A 15,100-nucleotide genomic window follows, 5' to 3' on the forward strand; every position below is an offset into this window, starting at 1 on the left:
GAGCGGTTCAGGTCGTTCCGCTCCGGGGCCGGCTCCGTCGAACCGCAGCACCTGTAAGCCGTATCGCCCAACCAACACCCGTGCGTGCACAGCTACTTGGTCGAGCACCTCCACCATCCCGGGTTCAACACCATGGGGGCCCCGAACTGTCCGTGAAGAAGTCCGGCGACATCACCACCACCCCGCAGGCCGGCACCGTCCCGGGCGATCCGGCGTTCACCGGGGGCCGGCCCCACGACGAACAGCGCGCGCACGCCGAGCTGTTCACGGACGGGTTCCTCCTGGAGCGGCGGTGCCTCGCCGGGTTCACGCTCAGGGACCCGGCCCCGTTCCGCGCTCCCGCCGACCACACCGGCCGGCCCGAGCCGACCGGGGCATCCGGCCCCCGGCGTCCGGCCGGCTCGGCAGCGACGGCGAGTTCCACACGGCCCCGCGCGGCCTCGGCCCGGACGCCGGAAGCGGCCTGCTCGCGCCGCGTGCGGCCGGCGGCATCGTGTCCCCCGCCGCGCACCTCGCCGCCGGCACCGGCCGCTGGTCCGCCTTCGCGCGGACCACTCGCCGCCGTGTGACCTTCCGGTGCCGCCCCCACTCGCCCGCTGCCCGCGGACAACTGACACCGACACTGAAAGCCGAGGACAGTTGACAACCCCACGCTCCGTCTCCGGACGGTGGATCGAGGACTGGGATCCGGAGAACGAGGAGTACTGGCACCGCACCGGACAGCGCGTGGCGCGCCGCAACCTCGTCCTGTCGATCGCGTCCGAGCACATCGGATTCTCCGTATGGAGCCTGTGGTCCGTCCTGGTGCTGTTCCTGTCACCGGACATCGGCTTCACCTTCGCCCCCGGCGAGAAGTTCCTGCTGGTGATCGTGCCCACGCTGGTCGGCGCGCTGCTGCGGCTCCCGTACACCGCCGCGGTCGCCCGCTTCGGCGGGCGGAACTGGACCGTGTTCGCGTCCGCCGTGCTGCTGGTGCCCGCGTCGCTGGCCGCGGTCTTCGTCCAGCGCCCCGGCACTCCGCTGTGGGCGTTCCTGCTCATCGGCGCCACGGCCGGGATGGGGGGCGCGAACTTCGCCTCGTCGATGACGAACATCACCGCCTTCTACCCTCGCCGCCACCAGGGCTGGGCTCTGGGCCTGAACGCCGGCGGCGGCAACCTGGGCGTGGCCCTGGTCCAGATGCTCGGCCTGCTGGTGATCACGACGGCGGGCGACCTGCATCCCTCGTACGTGGCGGCGTTCTATCTGCCGCTGATCGTGCTGGTGTCCGTCCTGGCAGCCCTGCGCATGGACAACATCGCCGCGGTGCGCACCGAACCGGGAGCACAGCGGGAGGCCGTCGCCGACCCGCACACCTGGTGGATATCCCTGCTGTACATCGGCACGTTCGGCTCGTTCATCGGCTACGGCTTCGCCTTCGGCCTCGTCCTGCAGACCGAGTTCGGCTCGACCCCGCTACAGGCCGCGTCGGTCACCTTCCTCGGGCCACTGCTCGGTTCCGTGGCCCGCCCACTCGGCGGCAGGATGGCGGACAGATGGGGCGGGGCAGGAGTGACCCTGATCGGCTTCAGCGGGCTCGCCCTGGGCACGGCGGCCCTGCTCGTCGCCGCCTCCACCTCCTTCTTCCCCCTGTTCGTCGGCGCGTTCACCTTCCTGTTCGTCCTCAGCGGCATCGGCAACGGATCGACGTACAAGCTGATACCGGCCGTCTTCGCCCGGCAGGCGGAGGAAGCCATCACCTCCGGCCGGGACGCCACCGGGGCCTTCGCCCGGGCCCGCCGCCTGTCCGGCGCGGTCATCGGAATCGCGGGCGCGGTCGGAGCCCTCGGCGGGGTCGCCATCAACGCCGCCTTCCGCGCCTCGTACAGCGGCCCGCACGGCAGCATCACCCCCGCCCTCTACTCCTTCCTCGCCTTCTACGCCCTGTGCTTCGCGGTCACCTGGCGGGTCTATCTGCGCCACGAGAGCCGCACCGCCGCGGCGGCTCCCCGCTCCGCCCACAACGTGGAGGCAGGACATGCCGGCTGACCACCCGGCCGCGGGCCGCTCCGCGGACACGCACTGCCCGTACTGCGCCCTTCAGTGCGCGACCCGCCTGACCTCGACGGCCGGTGAAGTGGCCGTGTCCTCCCGCGACTTCCCCGTCAACCAGGGCGGCCTGTGCCAGAAGGGCTGGACCGCTCCGGCCGTCCTCGCCGCTCCGGACCGGCTGCGCACCCCGCTGGTCCGCGGCACGGACGGCGAACTCGCCCCGGCCGACTGGGACATGGCCCTCGACCTGATCGCCGAGCGGCTCAGCGCGCTGCGCGCGGACCACGGCCCGGACTCCGTGGCGGTGTTCGGCGGCGGCGGCCTCACCAACGAAAAGGCATACGCCCTGGGCAAGTTCGCCCGCACGGTGCTGCGGACCAGCCAAATCGACTACAACGGCCGGTTCTGCATGTCCTCGGCGGCGGCCGCCGCGAGCGCCGCGTTCGGCCTCGACCGGGGGCTGCCCTTCCCGGTGACCGATCTCGGCGAGGCGGACGCCATCCTGCTCGCCGGGGCGAACCCGGCGGAGACCATGCCGCCGCTGATGCGGCACCTGACCCGCACGGCCGAGCTCGTCGTGATCGACCCCCGGCGCACCCCGACCGCCCAGCGAGCCGCCCTGCACCTGCAACCGATGCCGGGCACCGACCTGGCGCTCGCGCTCGGCCTGCTGCACCTGGCGGTCACCGAGGGGTACGCCGACAAGGACTATCTGGAGAACCGCACCAGCGGATTCGACGAGGCGTGGGCGCAGGCCGTCACCTGGTGGCCGGAGCGGGTCGAGCACGTCACCGGGGTGCCCGTGGAGGAACAGCGGGCGGCAGTGAGGACGCTGGGCGAGGCCGGCAACGCGTACGTCCTCACGGGTCGCGGTGCCGAACAGCACAGCAAGGGCACGGACACCGCCGCCGCCTTCATCAACCTCGCCCTCGCCCTCGGCCTGCCGGGCACGAAGGGCAGCGGCTACGGCACTCTGACCGGGCAGGGCAACGGTCAAGGCGGTCGCGAACACGGCCAGAAGGCCGACCAACTGCCCGGCTACCGGTCGATCAGCGACCCCGCGGCCCGGGCGCACCTCGCCGAGGTCTGGGGGGTGGCACCGGACAGCCTGCCCGGCCCCGGCCGTAGCGCCTACGAACTGCTGGCCGCTCTCGGGACGCGGGACGGGCCGCGCGCGCTGCTCGTCTTCGGGTCCAACCCGGTGGTGTCCGCCCCGCACGCCGCCCACGTCACCCGCCGGCTGTCAGCCCTCGACCTGCTGGTCGTCGCGGACTTCGTGCCGTCCGAGACGGCGGCCCTCGCCGATGTGGTCCTGCCGGTGACCCAGTGGGCGGAGGAGGACGGCACGGTCACCAATCTGGAGGGCCGCGTGCTGCGCCGCCGTGCGGCCGTCGACGCACCTGCCGGGGTCCGCACCGACCTGGAGGTCCTGCACGGCCTCGCCGTCCGGGCCGGCACTCCGGCCGGGCGATTCCCGGCCCGGCCGCGCGAGGTCTTCGAGGAGCTGCGCCGCGCCTCCCGGGGTGGACGGGCCGACTACTCGGGCATCTCCTACGACCGGCTCGAAGCGGGCGAGGCCCTGCACTGGCCGTGCCCCGAGGCCCCTGCGGGACAGGAGCGCCACCCGGGCACACCACGGCTCTTCCTCGACCGGTTCGCGTACCCCGACGGCCGCGCCCGCCTCGCCCCCGTCACCCACCGGGCCGCGGACGAGTCGCCGGGCGAGGACTTCCCGTTGTTCGCGACGACCGGGCGGGTGCAGGCCCAGTACCAGTCCGGCGCGCAGACCCGCCGGGTGCCGGAGCTGGTGGCCGCCGCCGGGGAACCACAGGTGGAGATGCACCCGGACACCGCGCGCCGGGCCCGTCTCACCGACGGCGCCATGGCCGTCGTACGGTCGGCGCGTGGCCGGACGCTGGCCCGGGTCAAGGTGACCGACACGGCCCGTATCGACACCGTGTTCCTGCCGTTCCACTTCCAGGGCGCGGGGCGGGCCAACCTGATCACGAACCCGGCGCTCGACCCGGTCAGCCACATGCCCGAGTTCAAGGTCAGCGCGGTGACCGTGACCCCGGCGACGGAGGAACCGACATGACCGCGGTGGTCATCGCCGGCGGGGGACCGGCGGCCCACCGGCTCGCCGAGCGCCTCACCCGTCACGGCCACCGCGGCAGCGTCACGGTGCTCGGAGCGGAGCCGCGGCCCGCGTACCACCGTTCCCTGCTCGGCTCCGTCCTCGACGGCACCCTCGGCGCCGACCGGCTCACCCTGCCGCCGCTGCCGCCGGACGTGGCCGTGCACACCGGTGTGACGGTCACTCACATCGACCGGGAACCGCGCCGTGTCCACACCGGCGACGGCCGCGGATTCCCCTACGACGTCCTGGTCCTGGCCACCGGCGCCCGGCCGGTCCTGCCGGACGTGCCGGGTCTGGCCGGGTCCGGCCGTCCGGCCGCCGGGGTGCGCACCCTGCGCACCCCGGACGACGCGAGGCCGCTGCCGCCCGGCCCGGCAGCCGTACTGGGCGGCGGGGTGCTGGGCGTGGAGACGGCGTTCGCACTGCGCCGAGCGGGACGCGACGCCACCCTGGCGCACCCCGGCCGGTACGTCATGGACGGCTGGCTGGACAGGACCGCGGGCGAGCTGCTCACCGAGCGGCTACGGGCCGCGGGCGTCACGGTCCACACCGGCGTCCGGGCCGTGCGCCGTACCCCGAAAGCCCTGCTGCTCGACGACGGCGCGGAGATCCCGGCCCGGTACGTCCTCGTCGCCACGGGCGCGGTGCCCGACGCCGGTCTCGCGCGGGCCGCGGGTCTGCTCGTCGACCACGGTGTCCTGATCGACGACCGGATGTGTACCAGCGACCCGCACATCCGCGCCATCGGCGACTGCGCCCAGCACCCGGGGCGTCCCCCGGCCACGATCGGCTCCGCCTGGGACCAGGCCGACGCCCTCGCGGCGCTGCTCACCGGTGGCACCGAACCGTACCGGCCCACACCGCGGTTGCTGCGCCCGCGCATACACGGCACAGACCTGGCCGTCACCCCGCCTTCCCCGATGTCCGCCGGTGACCGCGCGGTGTCCCTCTCGGACCCGGCCCGGGGCCGCTACGCGCGTCTGGTCCTGCGTGCCGGGCGCGTCCACTCCGCCGTGCTGATCGGCTTTCCGCGGGCCATCGCCGCCGTGAGCCGGCTCTACGAGCGCTCGGCCGAGGTGCCCGGCGACCGGCTGGCCCTGCTCCTGGGGACCGCCGGTGGATATCCGGCCGAGGCGCCGGAGCGGGCCGACCTCGTGGTGTGCGACTGCAACAACGTCACCGGGAGCGCCCTGGCTCACGCCTGGCACGAAGGCGCCCGCGAGCTGCCCGCCCTGGCCCGCCGTACCCGTGCCACCACGGGCTGCGGCGACTGCACCTCCCACGTACAGGCGGTCTGCGACCGTCTGCGCGCGGATTCGACGGCGACCACGAGGGGCGATGCCGCATGACCCGCACCCTGGTGATCGCCGGCCACGGCATGGCGGGACACCGCCTGGCCGAGGAAGTGCTCGCGCGGGACGCGGCGCGCACGTGGCGGCTCGTGATCCTCGCCGAGGAGGACCGGCCCGCCTACGACCGGGTCGCCCTGTCCACACTGTTCGACGGCAAGTCGCCCGAGGACCTCGCCCTAACCGGCCACGACTTCCTGACCCACCCGCGCGTCCGGCTGCGCCTGCGGACCACGGTGACCGCGATCGACCGCGGCCGTACCGCCGTGATCTGCCAGGACGGCACCGAGGTCCGCTACGACGCCCTGGTGCTCGCCACCGGTTCCCGGCCGTTCGTACCACCCGTGCCGGGCGCGGCGCTTCCCGGGAGCTTCGTCTACCGGACGGTGGCGGACATCGACGCGATCCGTGCGGCCGCCGGGGAGCCGGGCCGGCCGGCCGTGGTGATCGGCGGGGGCCTGCTGGGCCTTGAGGCGGCGAACGGGCTGCGCTCCCTCGGCCTGCGCCCCCACATCGTGGAAACGGCCCCGCGGCTGATGGCCCTCCAGCTCGACGAGGGCGCCGGCCGCGTCCTGGCCCGGCTCATCGGTGCCCTCGGTGTGACCGCGCACTGCTCTTCCACCACCGCTTCGGTCGAGGCGGGGCCCGACGGGCGGGTGGCCTCCGTCCGCCTGTCCGGCGGCACCGAACTCCCCGCATCCGTCGTGGTGTTCGCGGCCGGGGTGCGCCCGCGCGACGAGCTGGCCGAGCCGGCGGGCCTGGCCCGGGGGGAACGCGGCGGCTTCCTCGTCGACGAACTGTGCCGTACGGGCGGCGGTCCGATCTGGGCCATCGGCGAATGCGCGGCGGTCTCCGGCCGGACCTACGGTCTCGCGGCCCCCGGCTACCGAATGGCGCGGAGCGTCGCCGACCAGTTGACGAACGGCGGCGGGGTCCCGTTCACCGGTGCGGACATGTCCACCAGGCTGAAGCTGATAGGCGTCGACGTCGCCTCGTTCGGCGACGCGTTCGCGCGTACCGAGGGCGCCATGGAATACGTGGTCCAGAACGACGCCGCGGCGACCTACGCCAAACTGGTCCTCGGCCCGGACGGGCGCACTCTGCTCGGTGGCGTACTCGCGGGGGACGCTCGCGCCTACCCGGGGCTGCGTTCCCTGACGGGGCTGCCCTTCGGCGTGCCGCCCGATGAACTGCTCGCACCGGGCCGTTCACGAAACGGCCCGTGACGGGCATGGCACAGGAGACGCCGGGGCCGGCACCCCGGACAGGAGTCCCGTCGGCCAACCGGTAAGCAGCGTCCGCCACCTGCTGGCGGACACTCCGAGTAGCGGCGGCCCGTACCTGGGTGAGTGGCGGTGGCCCGTTCCGCCTCCGCTCGCCCCGGACGCGCCGAGGAGCTCACACCGGGTGCACGGCCGTGTCGTTCCACGAGGGCGCACGGCGCCGGCGCCGCCAGTAGGCCACGGTCAGCACCGCCAGCATCGGCCCCCACAGCACCAGCGGTGTGTAGCAGGAGTAGAACCACACGCTCGCGATGCCGGTGCCCTGCCCGGGCGCGGCGGGCGGGAGTTCGTCGCCGCGGACGGTCAGCCCCATGACCGTCGTGACCGGAAGCAACAGCGAGAACAGCGCGGTCAGCACCGTCGCCCCCACCGCCGCGGGCACGACGGCGGACCCGACCGGCACCCGGCGCCCGCGCAGGCCGGGCAGCCACCCGGGGAACACCTCGCCCCACCGCGCGACCAGCCCGACCGCGGTGAACGCCAGCAGTTCGGACACCACCGACAGCATCACCACGTACAACCGCTCACCGGCGCCCGACCCGCTGTCGAACGCCGCCGGCAACCGCCAGACGCCGGACGGCAGCACGACCAGCGGAACGGAGTACGCGAGCCGCCGTGTCCACACCGGGACCCCGGGCACCGGCTCGTGCGCGGCCTTCCACATGGTGCGGAGCCGTCCGGGACCCGGCGTGCCCAGGGAGCCGCAGGACATGTGTGCCTCCTCGATCCGGCGAGCCCGCTGGCCCGTCCCGCATCGAAGATCGCAGCTCACCGACCGCGGGCGGATCGCCCTGCGGACGTATCCTCCTCCGCCTCCAGGCGGAGCACGCCGGCCCTCTCAGGGCTTAGAGCGTCCGCCAGTAGGTGGCGCGGCGTCGCGGGCCGGCTCAAGACTCATGTCGCCCGCGGAGCACGGGAGTTGAGCGAGGAACGCGAGTGGCCGCCCGGGCACGACCCGTCCGCGCGGGCGGGGCCTGCTGGCGGACGCTCCAAACACGTACCGGAGCAAGATCACTCGATCGGGGGTAAGAGCGGCGGCCGACCGCAGGATCTGATCCTCGCTCCTGCTTGAGTGATCCCCGGGAGGAGCGACCGCCCTCCCGCCTCCCCTCGCCGCCTGGCTCGCGCCTCGTGAAGGAGAACGTGCAGATGACCGCCCTGTCCGAACCGGAAGCGCCGGTGGAACCCCCGCAGCAGACCAGTCTCAGTACCCGGGCCGCCCGCAACCTCGCCTCCACCACCAAGTCCGCCCCGCAGATGCAGGAGATCACCTCCCGCTGGCTGCTGCGCACACTTCCCTGGGTGGAGACGAAGGGCGGCACCTACCGGGTCAACCGCCGCCTGAGCTACACCGTCGGCGACGGCACCATCGAGTTCGTCCAGGACGGCGCCGACGTCCGGGTCGTGCCCCGCGAACTCGGCGAACTCGCCCTGCTGCGCGACTTCGACGACGTCGAGGTGCTGAACGCCCTCGCCGGCCGATGCGTCCAGCGCGACTTCGCCGCCGGCGAGGTACTCGTCGAACGCGGCACCCCCGCCGGCGCGATCCACCTGATCGCCCACGGCCGCATCAAGCAGACCACCGCCGGCAAGTACGGCGACGAGGCGGCCGTCGCCGTGCTCGCGGACGGCGGCCACTTCGGCGAGCAGGCCCTCCTGGACCCCGACGCCCGGTGGGACAGCACGGCCACCGCCGAGACCGCGGGCACCCTGCTCACCCTGTCCCGAGCGGACTTCGACGCCGTCCTGGCCTCGGCGGCGCCCCTGCGGGCCCACGTGGAGCAGTTCCGCACCCTGCCCCACCAGCGGCAGAACCGGCACGGCGAGGCCGAGATCAAGATGTCGGCCGGTCACAACGGAGAGCCCGAACTGCCCGGCGCCTTCGTCGACTACGAGCTCAGGCCGCGCGAATACGAACTCTCCATCGCGCAGACCGTCCTGAAGGTCCACACCAGGGTCGCCGACCTCTACAACGGGCCGATGGACCAGACCGAGGAGCAACTGAGGCTCACCATCGAGGCGTTGCGCGAACGCCAGGAGTACGAGCTCGTCAACAACCGTGAGTTCGGCCTGCTCCACAACGCCGACTTCAAGCAGCGCATCCAGAGCCACTCCGGGCTGCCCACCCCCGACGACCTGGACGAACTGCTCTGCCGCCGACGCGGCACCAAGTTCCTGTTCGCCCACCCGAAGGCGATCGCGGCGATCGGCCGCGAGTTCAACGCCCGCGGACTCTACCCGGACCACGTCGACCTCGGCGGCCAGCAGGTCCCGGCCTGGCGCGGGGTGCCGATCCTTCCCTGCGGGAAGATCCCCGTCACCGCGGACAACACCAGCTCGATCATCGCCATGCGCACCGGGGAGGAGAACCAGGGCGTCATCGGACTGCGCCAGACCGGCCTCCCGGACGAGTACGAGCCCGGCCTGTCCGTGCGCTTCATGGGGATCAGCGAACAGGCGATCATCTCCTACCTGGTCACCACGTACTACTCCGCCGCCGTCCTGGTACCGGACGCGCTCGGCGTCCTGGAGAACGTGCAGATCGCCCACCGGCGGGGGTGAGCCCACCCGCTCGGTATCCGGTAACGGCCCACCCCACCCCCAAGGAGCCAAGGATGCCCGACCCCGGGCCGGCCCCCTCCTCCCCGCCGTCGAAACCACCCGCCCCGCCGGACCCACCCGGCGTCATCGGAACAGAGACGGCTCCGAACCCCGCCCTGGCCCGGGTGCTGCGCGGCCCGCACGGCCTGGGCACGACCGGTCTCCGGCTGGCCCGGCCCACGGGCCCCCCGGCTGCCGCCGCCCCCGCAGCCCCCGCGGAGGGCACGCCGGTCCCCGGCCTCTACCACCACCTCGTGCCACCACCGGACCCGGCGCGCGTGGCGGAGGTCAGCCGCCGGATCAAGACCTGGGCCGTGGACGAGGCCCAGGTCTTCCCGCCGGAATGGGAGGACCAGTTCGACGGCTTCTCCGTGGGCCGCTACATGGTCGCCTGCCATCCCGACGCACCGACCGTCGACCACCTGATGATCGCCGCGCGCCTGATGGTGGCCGAGAACGCGGTGGACGACTGCTACTGCGAGGACCACGGCGGCTCCCCCGTCGGCCTGGGCAGCCGCCTCCTGCTCGCCCACACCGCACTCGACCCGCTCCACACCACGCGGGAGTACGAACCGGCCTGGCAGGAGTCCCTCCAGTCGGACGCGCCCCGGCGCGCCTACCGCTCCGCCATGGAGTACTTCGTCCGGCAGGCCACGCCCTCGCAGGCGGACCGGTACCGGCACGACATGGCGCGGCTGCACCTGGGATACCTCGCCGAGGCGGCCTGGGACCAGCTCGACCACCTTCCCGAGGTGTGGGAGTACCTGGCGATGCGCCAGTTCAACAACTTCCGCCCCTGTCCCACCATCACGGACACCATCGGCGGCTACGAGCTGCCGGCCGACCTGCACGCCCTGCCGCGGACACAGAAGGTCATCGCCCTCGCGGGAAACGCCACCACCCTCGTCAACGACCTGTACTCGTACACCAAGGAGCTCAAGAGCCCGGGGCGGCACCTGAACCTGCCCGTGGTGCTCGCCGAGCGCGAGGGTCTGACAGAGCGCGAGGGCTACCTCAGGGCGATCGAGGTCCACAACGAACTCATGCGCCGCTTCGAAGCCGAAGCCGCCTCCCTGGCCGCGGCCTGCCCGGTGCCGACCCTGCTCCGCTTCCTGCGCGGCGTGGCCGCCTGGGTCGACGGCAACCACCACTGGCACCAGACCAACACCTACCGCTACAGCCTGCCCGACTTCTGGCAAGAACAAGAAACGGACTCAGTGTGACCAGCACCGACCTCACCGCCACCCCGACCCTCTCGGCCGCCCCGGGACTCATCCCCTCTCCCGCCTCCCCCTACCAGGGCGACATCGCCCGCTACTGGGACCAGGAGGCCCGGCCCGTGAACCTGCGGCTCGGCGACGTCGACGGCCTCTACCACCACCACTACGGCATCGGTGCGGTCGACCGCACCGCCCTCGGCGACGCCGGGGACGACGAGCGCGAGAAGAAGCTGATCAGCGAGCTCCACCGCCTTGAGTCGGCACAGGCCGAACTGCTGCTCGGCCACCTCGGGGACATCGCCCCGGACGACACCCTGGTCGACGCCGGCTGCGGCCGCGGCGGCTCGATGGTCATGGCGCACCAGCGCTTCGGCTGCCGGGTCGAGGGCGTCACCCTGTCGGCCAAGCAGGCCGACTTCGCCAACCATCGCGCCCGTGAACTGCGGATCGAGGACCATGTCCGCGCCCGGGTCTGCAACATGCTGGACACGCCCTTCGAGACGGGGCGGGCCGCCGCCTCGTGGAACAACGAGTCGACCATGTACGTCGACCTGCACGACCTGTTCGCCGAACACTCCCGCATCCTGGAGGTCGGCGGCCGCTACGTGACCATCACCGGCTGCTGGAACCCGCGGTACGGCCAGCCCTCCAAGTGGGTCTCCCAGATCAACGCGCACTTCGAGTGCAACATCCACTCGCGCCGCGAGTACCTGCGGGCCATGGCCGACAACCGCCTCGTGCCGCAGGCCGTCATCGACCTCACACCCGACACGCTCCCCTACTGGAAGCTGCGGGCCACGTCGTCCCTGGTGACCGGTATCGAGGAGGCGTTCGTCAAGTCGTACGAGGACAGGTCGTTCCAGTACGTCCTGATCGCCGCCGACCGCGTGTGACCGCCGAACTTCCCTGCCCCTGACGTGCGTTGGGAAGGGGGGCGGACTGCTCCCAGGAGCGGCCCCTCCTCTTCCCGCGCCGTCCACGATCGGGACGCCGCCGATCCCACGCGACGCCGGTGAGGTCGCGGGCAGTCGCCCACCCACCCGGAGAGCCCCTGGCGGGCTCCCGGGAACAAGAGTGAGCCGGGCGGCGAGGGACACCTCACACTCTCAAGTGCCCCTCGCCGCCCGGCTGTTCAGTCTGCCGTACGGAATGACCGCCGGTCTTCAGTTCCGGATCCCCCTCGCCACCACCGGCAGCTCAGCCAGCGTCCTCCTCCCACGCATGGTCTCCTCCACCAGCGCCCCGGCCCGTACGAATGACAAGCGCAGCGCAGAAGTCACCACCCGGGTCTTCGTGACCTCGGACGAGGAGCGCTACCCCGACCTGTTCGGCTTCACCGACGGAAACAACGCCGGAAGGCCCAAAGCCCGTCTTGAAGTCCTTCGGCGCCTGACCAGCCTGCCGCGACATGCAGTCGACCTGAGCCATGACCAGGCAGCCAACACACGGCTGCTCAACGCCCTCACAGCATCTATGCGGACTGAAGCTCTACCTGGACTGGACCTCTGACGGCGCGTGGATCGCCTGGCTGGCGATCTGACGAGGCATAACTGCTCACTAGCCGACCTGACGCCGGGATCCGTGTGCCGAGGCGCGGCACGCGCGTTGCTGTCCAGGTGTCGTTGGCCTGCGGGGCGGGCGTGCTGGTACGAGCAGGGAGACGTCTGGGACAAGGTCTCCCATCTGCGCCCGGCTGTGTCGGCTCCCGGACCGACGTGGGGTACGGGCACGGTCACGGCGATGCGCCGGCTGATGACGGTCAACGCCGCGACGCTCTGCGACCCGTCGAACAAGGGACCGCTCGCCGGACACGACACCTGGGTGAGCGCCTTCGAGGAAGCCGGACACGCACTGGCCCACCTCGCCCGGCGAGGTCAGCTCGAACGCGGCCTGCGGGCGGTCGTCGCCCACCACTTCATCTTCCACGCCAACCGCGCCGGCCTCTCCACCGAGGACCAAAGCGCCATGTCAGCACTAGTGAAAGAGATCGTCATGGGTTCGAGCGACCACACTGAGACCGCCCCGGCAACGGCCGGCGAGGACACTAGCCTGACCGCCGTGAGCACCGACACCATCGAAGCCGACGACACCGCCGCCGAACGCCTCCGCAACGCTCTGGTCGACCAGATCATCTCCGAGGACCGGATCAGGACCCCGCGCGTCATCGAGACGATGCGTACCGTGCCCCGCCACACGTTCGTGCCCGAAGCGTCGCTGGAAGACGCCTACGCGAACTCGATCGTCCCCATCAAGTACAACGAGGACGGCCAGTCGATCAGTTGCGCCTCCCAGCCGGGCGTCGTCGGGGTGATGCTGGAGCAACTCCAGCCGCAGCCCGGCGAACGCATCCTGGAGCTGGGCGCCGGCACCGGCTACAACGCCGCGCTGCTGGCCCACCTCGTCGGCGAGAGCGGTCATGTCACCACCATCGACGTGGACGAGGACCTGGTGGAAGGCGCCCGCGCGCACCTGGCCGCGGCAGGGGTCGAGAACGTGACGGTCGTCCTCGGCGACGGCGCGGTCGGGCACGCCGACGGCGCACCCTACGACCGGATCATCGCCACCGTGGGAGCACACGGCATCCCGCACGCCTGGCTGGAGCAGTTGGCCCAGGGCGGACGCCTCCTCGTCCCCCAGCGGCTGCGCGGCAGCGTCAACCGGTCCATCGCCTACGAGCGCCGCGGCGACCAATTCGGCTCCGTCAGCAGCGAGATGAACACCTTCATGCCCCTGCGGCGAGGTGTCGCCGACGACGACCGGCCGCTCATCCCGGTCACCGCCACCGGGGCGGTCCACCTCCAGACCAACACGGACCAGGCGATCGACGCCGCCGCTCTGGCCGACGTCCTCGACCAGCCCTCCGTGCAGGAATGGACCGGTGTCCTGGTGCGGGGTGGGGAGTCCCCGGAGTGGATGGAGCTGTGGGTGACCCTCGCCCTGCCCAGCGGTCTGAACTGGATGTCCTTCGACAGGGCGAAGACCGCCGGGACGCTGCTGACCGACGACCCGTACCCGAGTTCCACCGCGGTCTTCGACAAGAGCGCGCTCACCTACCTGGCCCGCCGGGTGTCCGACCAGAAGACCCCCGAAGGCGGCAAGCTCTGGGAGTTCGGCGTCATCGGGCACGGGCCCGGCAGCGCCGAGCTTGCCACCCGCGTCGCTGAAGCGATCAGGGAGTGGGACCGCGACTACCGCGGCCGCGAAGCGGACTTCGAACTGCGCCCGCTCGACGTGGCCCCCGCCGAGCCCCAGCCCGGACAGTTCACCATCAGCACGCCGCTCAACCAGATCGTCGTCAAGTGGCAGTAGGCGACAGGTAGTTGCTGCCTCGTGTCCCCGCCCACGCCGGGCGGGGACACGCCCCTTCGCCTCTTGGAGGACGCACGGACCGCAATGGCCCGATAGCCCGGCGCTTCCCGCTCATCGCACGCTTCCGGCCGGCCTGCCTGCCTCTCCCGGAGCGCGTCCAAGCCCTCACCGCCCTCGCTGACCAGAGCGAGCAGGACCACGACCAGGGCGTGGCCTCGTCCGTCCACAACCAGGCCGCCCTCCTCGCCTCCGACGTGGGGCTGCCCGAACTCGCCCGCGAGATGTGCCACGCCCACGCGCACGCCTACTTGCAGGCGTGCCCCCTTCCCGCGATGAGCGCCATCCGAGGACTGGAGCCACTGGTCAACCTCGCCCGCCTGGAGATCCGCGCCGGGCACGCAGACGCGGGCCGGAACGGCCTCACCGCGTTGTTCGAGGCCGTCACCGACGGAACAGGTCTCGAATACGACGGCATCACCGTCCCGGAGGAACTCGTCGCAACCGCGGAGGACCGGCAACAAGTGCGCGGCTGGCTGTGGCGCGTGCTCCTCGCCGACGGCACGCGGACACTCACCTCCGCCGGACGCTGGAGCGAGGCCGAAGCCCACATCGAACGGCACCGCGGTGTGGGGCGACGGATGCTCGACGGACGCCAAGTCGCCGTCGTCGCCGCCCTCGTCGACGACGATCACGCGCGGGCTGCCCGACTCGTTGCCGAAACGGCCCCCGGTGACCCCTGGGAGCGCAACGTCACCCTGAGCCTCGCCACCGCGGGCAAGATACAGAGCGGGACGGCGCGCGAAGCCGACCTCGCCGCCTTGACGACCGCCTACCTTGAGTCCGCGCGGGAGCCGGGCCGGACAGTCTTCGACACACGCCTGGGCCTGACCGTCCTGGACCTCTCACACCTCGCGGAACATCCAGCGGACGCCGTAGCCCACGCTTTGGTGTCGCGGGCGGTTGAAGCGGCAGACGGCTACGCCGCTCGTGAACTCCTCACCCACGGCCCGTGCTTGAACCTCCTCAACGAACAGCAGACCTCCCACTGCCGCGAACTCGTGAATGCCTGCGCGCTCGCAGCGCAACGTCTGCCCGAGGGCGTACTCGGCGAGCTGAAGCACGCACTCCACAAGGCCGACCGGGTACTCCGGCAGGGCTTCGTATAAGGGC

General features: G+C 72.2%; 10 protein-coding genes and 1 pseudogene. 10 read left to right on the top strand and 1 reads right to left on the bottom strand.

The window, feature by feature from the left end; all coding sequences use genetic code 11:
* The first annotated feature begins 639 nt into the window (after positions 1-639).
* Genes ACFVST_RS13365 through ACFVST_RS13380 form a run of 4 tightly spaced genes read left to right on the top strand, consistent with a single transcriptional unit; the run spans position 640 to position 6,743 of the window.
* The gene (locus tag ACFVST_RS13365) at positions 640-2,028 is read left to right on the top strand and encodes a nitrate/nitrite transporter (protein WP_390149944.1); all 1,389 of its coding nucleotides are present in this window, start codon (positions 640-642) and stop codon (positions 2,026-2,028) included.
* Positions 2,018-4,126 (top strand): molybdopterin oxidoreductase family protein, encoded by a 2,109-nt coding sequence (locus ACFVST_RS13370; protein ID WP_390149946.1) that lies wholly within the window; start codon positions 2,018-2,020, stop codon positions 4,124-4,126. The genes ACFVST_RS13365 and ACFVST_RS13370 overlap by 11 nt, the downstream gene beginning before the upstream one ends.
* Complete coding sequence (locus ACFVST_RS13375) at positions 4,123-5,517, top strand: FAD-dependent oxidoreductase (RefSeq protein ID WP_390149947.1); 1,395 nt, start codon at positions 4,123-4,125, stop codon at positions 5,515-5,517. Before ACFVST_RS13370 ends, ACFVST_RS13375 begins: the two co-directional genes overlap by 4 nt.
* Positions 5,514-6,743, top strand: a complete 1,230-nt coding sequence (locus ACFVST_RS13380; protein WP_390149949.1) for an NAD(P)/FAD-dependent oxidoreductase — start codon at positions 5,514-5,516, stop codon at positions 6,741-6,743. Before ACFVST_RS13375 ends, ACFVST_RS13380 begins: the two co-directional genes overlap by 4 nt.
* A 172-nt stretch (positions 6,744-6,915) precedes the next feature.
* On the opposite strand, the gene ACFVST_RS13385 is transcribed toward ACFVST_RS13380, so the two are convergent.
* Positions 6,916-7,512: a hypothetical protein gene (locus ACFVST_RS13385; protein ID WP_390149951.1), complete on the bottom strand. Its 597-nt coding sequence runs from the start codon at positions 7,510-7,512 to the stop codon at positions 6,916-6,918.
* A 437-nt stretch (positions 7,513-7,949) separates the two neighbouring features.
* Between ACFVST_RS13385 and ACFVST_RS13390 the strand changes: the two genes are divergently transcribed.
* From ACFVST_RS13390 to ACFVST_RS13415, 6 genes and pseudogenes are all read left to right on the top strand, one after another.
* Positions 7,950-9,362: a family 2B encapsulin nanocompartment shell protein gene (locus ACFVST_RS13390; protein ID WP_390149953.1), complete on the top strand. Its 1,413-nt coding sequence runs from the start codon at positions 7,950-7,952 to the stop codon at positions 9,360-9,362.
* A gap of 53 nt (positions 9,363-9,415) precedes the next feature.
* Positions 9,416-10,624, top strand: a complete 1,209-nt coding sequence (locus ACFVST_RS13395; protein WP_390149955.1) for a family 2 encapsulin nanocompartment cargo protein terpene cyclase — start codon at positions 9,416-9,418, stop codon at positions 10,622-10,624.
* Positions 10,621-11,514 carry a geranyl diphosphate 2-C-methyltransferase gene (locus tag ACFVST_RS13400; protein ID WP_390149956.1) on the top strand — a complete coding sequence of 298 codons (894 nt, stop codon included), beginning with the start codon at positions 10,621-10,623 and terminating at the stop codon, positions 11,512-11,514. The genes ACFVST_RS13395 and ACFVST_RS13400 overlap by 4 nt, the downstream gene beginning before the upstream one ends.
* Positions 11,515-11,770: 256 nt before the next feature.
* On the top strand, positions 11,771-12,130 hold the full coding sequence (locus tag ACFVST_RS13405; protein WP_390149958.1) for a hypothetical protein: 360 nt from the start codon (positions 11,771-11,773) through the stop codon (positions 12,128-12,130).
* Between the two features lie 80 nt (positions 12,131-12,210).
* Positions 12,211-13,930, top strand: a pseudogene (gene fxlM, locus ACFVST_RS13410) (methyltransferase, FxLD system); the annotation flags it as partial.
* 113 nt (positions 13,931-14,043) lie between these two features.
* A complete protein-coding gene (locus tag ACFVST_RS13415; RefSeq protein ID WP_390150135.1) occupies positions 14,044-15,096 on the top strand; it encodes a hypothetical protein in 1,053 nt (350 codons plus the stop codon).
* Positions 15,097-15,100: the final 4 nt, after the last annotated feature.

The organism is Streptomyces sp. NPDC058045, from assembly GCF_042885635.1.
GTDB lineage: Bacteria > Actinomycetota > Actinomycetes > Streptomycetales > Streptomycetaceae > Streptomyces.

What these genes read in the sequence shown, in the direction of transcription:
- ACFVST_RS13380 (WP_390149949.1), top strand. Translation starts at nt 5,514, where the DNA reads ATGACCCGCACCCTGGTGATCGCCGGCCACGGCATGGCGGGACACCGC.
- ACFVST_RS13375 (WP_390149947.1), top strand. Translation starts at nt 4,123, where the DNA reads ATGACCGCGGTGGTCATCGCCGGCGGGGGACCGGCGGCCCACCGGCTC.
- ACFVST_RS13370 (WP_390149946.1), top strand. Translation starts at nt 2,018, where the DNA reads ATGCCGGCTGACCACCCGGCCGCGGGCCGCTCCGCGGACACGCACTGC.
- ACFVST_RS13385 (WP_390149951.1), bottom strand. Translation starts at nt 7,512, where the DNA reads ATGTCCTGCGGCTCCCTGGGCACGCCGGGTCCCGGACGGCTCCGCACC.
- ACFVST_RS13395 (WP_390149955.1), top strand. Translation starts at nt 9,416, where the DNA reads ATGCCCGACCCCGGGCCGGCCCCCTCCTCCCCGCCGTCGAAACCACCC.
- ACFVST_RS13390 (WP_390149953.1), top strand. Translation starts at nt 7,950, where the DNA reads ATGACCGCCCTGTCCGAACCGGAAGCGCCGGTGGAACCCCCGCAGCAG.
- ACFVST_RS13405 (WP_390149958.1), top strand. Translation starts at nt 11,771, where the DNA reads ATGACCGCCGGTCTTCAGTTCCGGATCCCCCTCGCCACCACCGGCAGC.